The following is a 269-nucleotide window of genomic DNA, read 5'->3' as shown; positions in this document are numbered from 1 at the left end:
GAGACCGTACCGCAAACCGACACAGGTGGGCGAGATGAGTATTCTAAGGCGCTTGAGAGAACTCGGGAGAAGGAACTCGGCAAATTGGTACCGTAACTTCGGGAAAAGGTACGCCCCGGTAGCTTGATTGGTTTACTCCATGAGGGTGAAAGGGTTGCAATAAACTGGTGGCTGCGACTGTTTAATAAAAACACAGCACTCTGCAAACACGAAAGTGGACGTATAGGGTGTGACGCCTGCCCGGTGCTGGAAGATTAAATGATGGGGTG

Annotated in this window: 1 rRNA gene; it reads left to right on the top strand. The window is 50.9% G+C overall.

The features are described 5' to 3' along the window. Nucleotides 1–269 (top strand): 23S ribosomal RNA (locus GCM43_RS25620); the annotation flags it as partial.

It is taken from the genome of Janthinobacterium aquaticum, assembly GCF_009208565.1.
Lineage (GTDB): Bacteria > Pseudomonadota > Gammaproteobacteria > Burkholderiales > Burkholderiaceae_D > Janthinobacterium.
The sequence above is the reverse complement of the archived record's forward strand: the minus strand, read 5'-3'. Positions and strand labels throughout refer to the sequence as shown.